5 protein-coding genes are annotated in these 6,118 nt (G+C 66.2%); 2 read left to right on the forward strand and 3 right to left on the reverse strand.

Annotation, left to right across the window (positions count from 1 at the left end):
* On the forward strand, positions 1-1,070 hold a 1,070-nt coding region (locus tag DBR22_RS11135), incomplete at its 5' end, for a molybdopterin-dependent oxidoreductase (RefSeq protein ID WP_108599068.1).
* A gap of 36 nt (positions 1,071-1,106) precedes the next feature.
* Entirely contained in the window at positions 1,107-2,123 is a 1,017-nt protein-coding gene (locus tag DBR22_RS11140) for an asparaginase (protein ID WP_108599069.1), read from the forward strand.
* 145 nt (positions 2,124-2,268) lie between these two features.
* Here DBR22_RS11140 and DBR22_RS11145 read toward each other — a convergent pair whose 3' ends face one another.
* The 3 genes from DBR22_RS11145 to DBR22_RS11155 all read right to left on the reverse strand — a co-directional run.
* Positions 2,269-3,660, reverse strand: a complete 1,392-nt coding sequence (locus DBR22_RS11145; protein WP_108599070.1) for a UDP-glucose dehydrogenase family protein — start codon at positions 3,658-3,660, stop codon at positions 2,269-2,271.
* A gap of 63 nt (positions 3,661-3,723) precedes the next feature.
* Complete coding sequence (locus tag DBR22_RS11150) at positions 3,724-4,803, reverse strand: right-handed parallel beta-helix repeat-containing protein (protein ID WP_258229151.1); 1,080 nt, start codon at positions 4,801-4,803, stop codon at positions 3,724-3,726.
* On the reverse strand, positions 4,800-6,118 hold a 1,319-nt coding region (locus DBR22_RS11155; RefSeq protein WP_181365137.1), incomplete at its 5' end, for a right-handed parallel beta-helix repeat-containing protein. The genes DBR22_RS11155 and DBR22_RS11150, both read right to left, overlap by 4 nt.

Consider the following 6,118-nt stretch of genomic DNA (forward strand, 5'->3'; position numbering starts at 1 on the left):
CCACCAGCCGGCGCCGCTTCTTCGCCGCTGCAGGAGTTACCGCAATCGGGGCCGGGATCGCTGCCACCGGCGGACGCCTGCTCAGCGCCGCCCGCAGCAACATCGCCCAGGCCCGGGAGGCCCTGCAGTTGCCTGCCCCTGTGAAGCCCGCCGCCGCGGTGCCGGCCGGCGTCCAGTCCCCTGCTCCCGGCGTCACGCCGTGGATCACCCCCAACGGCGACTTCTACCGGATCGACACCGCCCTGAGCGTTCCTGAAATCAACGTGGATGACTGGGAACTCCGCATCCACGGCCTGGTGGAGGAGGAGGTCCGCCTCACCTTCCAGGACCTGCTCGACGCCGACCTCATCGAATCGCACGTGACACTCACCTGCGTGTCCAACCCGGTGGGCGGAAATCTTGCCGGGAACGCCAAATGGCTCGGGCTGCCCATCCGGGAGGTCCTCAAGCGGGCCCGCCCCAAAGACGGAGCGGACATGGTGCTTTCGACGTCGATCGACGGTTTCAGCGCGTCCACGCCGCTCGAAGTCCTGCAGGATGACCGCGACGCCATGCTCGCGATCGGCATGAACGGGGAGCCCCTCCCGTTGGAGCACGGGTATCCGGTGCGCATGGTGGTGCCCGGGCTGTACGGGTTCGTTTCGGCCACCAAGTGGGTGGTGGACCTGGAAGTCACCAGGTTCGCGGACAGCAAGGCCTACTGGACGCAGCGTGGCTGGTCCGAGCGCGGCCCGATCAAGACCATGGCCCGCGTGGAAGTCCCCAAATCCTTCGCCAAGGTGCCTGCCGGCCGCGTGGCGATCGGCGGCACGGCTTGGGCCCAGACCCGCGGCATCACCAAGGTGGAAGTCCAGATCGACAGCAACCCTTGGGCCGAGGCGGTCCTGTCCACCGAGGCGTCCCTCATCACCTGGCGCCAGTGGTCCTTCGACTGGGAGGCCACGCCCGGACCGCACTACATCAAGGTCCGCGCCACGGACGGGACCGGCGACGTGCAGACGGACCAGCGGGCCGATCCGGTGCCGGACGGCGCATCCGGCTGGCAGTCGGTCATGGTCACCGTGGAGTAGCCGGGGATTGTGCGGCCCGGCACCTAGACTGGCTTCATGCCGCACAACCCGCATGCCACCTTCACTGTGGACTCCGCCGTCGAACTTGCCGTCATCGAACGCAGCGGCTTTGTGGAGTCCCGGCATATCGGCTCCGCCGTGCTGCTGGCCGCCGACGGCACGGTAGTGACCGAACTGGGTGACATCACCACCCCGATCTTCGCCCGGTCCGCCCTGAAGCCGCTTCAGGCACTGGCTTCCATGCAGTCCGGCGTTCCGCTGCGCGGCGCCCAGGTGGCCCTGGCGTGCGGCAGCCACGTGGGATCCCTGGACCACATGGACGTGGCGGAGGGAATGCTGAAGGCCGCAGGCGTCACCGAGGAACACCTCCAGTGCCCGGCCGCCTGGCCGTATGACGAAACAGCCCGCAACTGGCTGGTGCGCTCCGAACGGGGCAAATCGAAGCTGGCCTTCAACTGCTCCGGGAAGCACGCGGCGTTCCTGTGGGCCTGTACCGAAAACGGCTGGGACACGCACAGTTACCTGGAGCCGAACCACCCCCTGCAGCAGCGCGTTCGCAGCGTGATCGAGGAGTACACAGGGGAACGGATCGCGCACCTGGGGATTGATGGCTGCGGCGCGCCGGTAGCCGCCGTGTCCCTGACCGGCCTGGCACGCGCCTTCTCCATGCTGGCCAAAGCGCCGGGCGACAAGAACTCCAACGCCCGCGCAGCCACCATCGCCACATCCATGCTGGATTACCCTTGGGCAGTCCAGGGCCGCGGCGAGGACAACACCGTGGTCATGGACGAACTCGGAATCATCGCCAAGATCGGAGCAGAGGGCGTGCTGGCCATGGCCACCCCGCAGGGCGTATCAATCGCCGTGAAAATTCTGGACGGCAACATCCGTGCCACGTCCCTGGTGGGCCTGACCATGCTCGCCGCAGCAGGGGCCGTGGACATCCCCGGCGTCTCCAGCGTCCTGGAAAAAGTGGTCAGCCCCGTGATGGGCGGCGGCCAGCCGGTGGGCAGGATCCGCCTGGGCACGGCCGTGTCAGCACTGCTCGACTGAAGCCGCCCGGCTGAACCCTGCCCCGCGGCGGACTGCCTGGCCGGAGGGCCCAAGATACTCAGGGCGCCCGGACCGCTGGCCGCCGCGCTGACAGCGCGCCGCCAACGGCCCGGACTTCCTGGGACTGCCCCGTGGAGGGCGTCAGTTACGCCGCGTTGTCCTGGACAGGCCCGACGGCGGTTGCCATGCTCGGCTGGTAAGGACGCCCCAGTGCCCGGTAGTCCCAGCCCCGCGACGTGTAGCGCTCCGGATCGAGCGCGTGCCTTCCGTCCACGATGCGGCGGTGGCGGACCAGTATGCCCAGATCGTCCGGGTCAGCCGCGCGGAACTCCTCCCATTCGGTCAGCAGTGCCACCACGTCGGCCTGCTCCACGGCGGCAGCCAGGCTGCGCACATAGTTCAGGTCCGGGTACAGCCGGTGGGCGTTGCTGTTGGCTTCCGGATCGTAGACAGAAACTATGGCTCCCTCAAGGTAGAGCATCCGTGCAACGTCCAGTGCCGGGGCATCGCGGACGTCGTCGGAATTGGGTTTGAAGGCAGCACCGAGAGCGGCGACCTTCACCCCCGCAAGATCCCCGCCGGCCAGCTCCCGCACCAGGTCCACGGTGCGTACGCGGCGGCGGTTGTTGATGGAGTCCACCTCGCCCAGGAAGCTGACGGCCTGTCCCACACCGAGCTCCTCGGCGCGGTGCTTGAAGGCCCTGATGTCCTTGGGAAGGCAACCGCCGCCGAAGCCAAGCCCTGGTTTGAGGAACCTGCCCCCGATCCGGTCATCCAGGCTCAGGGCTGACGCCAGCAGGCTGACGTCCGCCGACGTGGCCTCACAAACCTCTGCCATGGCGTTGATGAAGGAGATCTTGGTGGCCAGGAACGAATTGGCGGCCACCTTGACCAGTTCCGCGGTGGCGAGGTCCGCGACGATCAGCGGCGTCCCGTCGTCGAGCAGTGGCTTGAAAGCGCGCCGAAGCATGTCCTCGGCCCACGGCGATCTCACACCGAACACCAGGCGGTCCGGGTGCAGGGTGTCCTGGACCGCGAAACCCTCGCGGAGGAATTCCGGGTTCCAGGCGAGTTCCAGTTCGGCGCCCAGCGGGGAGATGCCCGCAACCAGGGCTGTGAGCCGTTCTGCGGTGCCGATGGGAACTGTCGATTTGCCCACCAGGAGTGCCTTGCGCCCGATCCGGGCGGCGAGCCCGGAGAACGCCGACTCCACGTAGCTGAGGTTTGCCGCAGACGAGTTGGGGGCCTGGGGGGTGCCAACGCAGATGAAGTGAACGTCGCCGAATTCGGCCACGTCATCCAGGTCGGTGGTGAACTTCAGCCGGCCGGAGGCCAAGGCCTCCTGGAGCTTCTCCGGCAGCCCCGGTTCGTAAAAGGGCACCTTACCCGCCCGGAGCTGGTCGATTTTGTGGGTGTCCACGTCACAACCAAGGACGTCAAAGCCCATGATCGCCATGCAGATTGCGTGTGTTGCGCCGAGGTACCCGGTACCTATGACGGTGATTTTGGGCGCGCTGGAGGACTCAAGGTGGTTCATTGGTTTCTCGTTCCCTTGTTGTCAGGTGAGGTTTGAGCAGACTTCCCGGTTCCGGGGACGTCCCTAGTTGGTGCAGGGCAGGTTGGAGAGTCCCTGCTCCGCCCGGGAGGCAGTGTTGCTGCACTCGACCACGTTGTCGCGCACCGGTTTCAAGGAGTATCCAAACCCGGGACCGTTGACTTCGGCGGTGTTCTCCCGGAAGACGTTCCCGGTGCCCCAGCCGTCGAGGATCTCGTGTGTTTGGAACCCATCCAAGGGCGAGTTCTTGCCAGTGTTCCTTTCTATCCGCCAGCCCTTGCCTTTGACATCAACCCAGGAGTCGGCCTCCTGGATGGATGAACCTTCAAAGTTGTTGCCGATCAGGACCCCGTCCGAGGTTCCTTCCTTGATGTCGACACTTTCCGCAGTGGTGCCCGAGATGATGTTGCCCCGGATTTCGTTGCGGTCGCTTTTGTCCGGTTCGCAGGCCGCGATGTCGCACCAGTTGCTCTCGGCGGTGCCGATGTAGATCCCTTCGCCGAACTTGGGTTTCCGCAGTCCGGCGCCGGTCACCGTGTTGCCCACCACCCGGTTGTCTGAGCTGAACCGGCGCAGGTGGATTCCTTCGTCACCGGTGCCCTGAACCGCCAGGCCCTGGATGAGTGAGTTGGTGGTTTCATCGAGCATCACCCCTTTCTGCCCGTTCCGCACGGTGAAGCCCTGCACCGTCCAATAGGACGCCCGGTCCAGGTGCAGGACGTAACCGTCCTCCGGGCCGCCGCCGTCGAGCACTGCACCCTTTCCGCCGCACAGCGTGATGGGCTGTTCGGCGGTGCCTGTGCCGGATCCCACGAAGTTGCCCACGTACACGCCGTCGGCGAGGAGAATGACGGCACCGGGCTGCGGCGCAGCCAGGGCTGCTGTCAGTTCGGCCGCCGTAGCCACGGTCAGGGTTGGCGCGGGGCAGTCAGGCGAAACCGGCGCCGGGCCGCCGGCTCCGCCCGGAGGACCTGCAGTCCCTTCAGGCGGTCCGGGGGACGGTGCAGTATCAGTTTTGGGCGCGGCATCCTGGAAGCTGACCACCGCGAAGACAACCACCAGGGTGACCAGCAGCATCGAGACGAGGGCGATCCAGACGCCGGGCTCCAGCCTGCGGCCCGTCACTGCAGTTGCCTCACATCGTCATACGGCACCACTCCCCTGCTGAGCGAGGTCAGCGGCACGTGGTCGGCGTAGGGGCTGCGGAGGACACGTTCGGCGTTTTTGCCGCGGGCTGCGGCAGTCACGAGCAACAGCGCCCCCAGAAGGAACCAGATGAAGGTCAGCGGCTGGAAGACCGATTTCACCACCCGTTCCACAGTGTAGGCAGGCACCCAGGCCAGGATGTCGTTTTCTCCCAGCAGGGCGCCTGCTGACGCCTCAGCCCAGATGGCGGTTGACCCGTTTCCCGCAACGTAATTGCCCTCGACACTGGTTTCTTGGACATCGCCCAGCAAGGTGATGCCGTGGTTGGAAATGTTGCTCAGGGTGTTCTCCTTCACGACGGCGCCTGCATCCCGGACGTAAATACCAGTATCCCCACCGGTGATGGTGTTGCCAGTGACCTCTGCCCTGGATCCCGCCTCCCGTACGGCTACGGCCTGCCTGTTCTGGTCAAGCAGCGTGTTGTTGGCGATGGTCACGTCCGTGGCACCGTCCGTGGCGACAATGCCCACCTCGTTCCGGGCGAGCCAGTTGTTCCGGATGGTCAGGCCGGCACCGCCCACCACCTCGATCCCGTACCTGGCATTCTTCTCAAACGAGCCCCCGCTGACCTGGTTTGCGCCGTAGCCGTCCACGGCGGTTCCGACCGCGTTGGGCCCGTCGGCCAGCGGCCTGCCGTCCATGGAGAGACCATTGCGGCCGTTCTCCCTGGCCTGGATGTTCTCGAAGCTGATGGTTTCGGTGGACCGTCCGATGCTGAATCCGTCCACGGCATTCCCGGAGGAGGACGTCCCGGTGATGGTGGCGTTGGAGACAAACCGGTGGAGGACCAGCCCGTCCACCAGGCTTCCGTAGATGATGGTGTCCTTGATGACCACATCCCTGGCGTTGGTCACGAAGAGCCCGAAGGCGTTGTTCCCGACCCGGAGGTTTTCTATCCCTGCCGTGACCACGCTGTAGTCCTGGGCCGATTCCTGCGACAGGTTTTGCAGCTCGGCCTCCGGCAGGAGCCGGGCACCGCCATCTGCCTCCGGGGTCTGTGCCGGCGTCGGCTGTTCCTCGCTGAACGAACCGACGGCATCCGTTCCCGTCAGGGACAGGCCGCCGGTGTTTCCGCTCCAGAAGCCCAGGTAGGAAACGTCGGAGTGGGCGAAGGACGCGTGGCCGCCGACGACGCGGATGTAGGCCCGCCCGTCCTCGGTGCTCTTGTCCGGGCCCCCCTTGGTGCTGTCCCAGCTCGTGACGGAAACTTTGGACGCCTCCGAGCCGCCCAGGG

This window comes from Arthrobacter sp. HMWF013, from assembly GCF_003061105.1.
GTDB lineage: Bacteria > Actinomycetota > Actinomycetes > Actinomycetales > Micrococcaceae > Arthrobacter.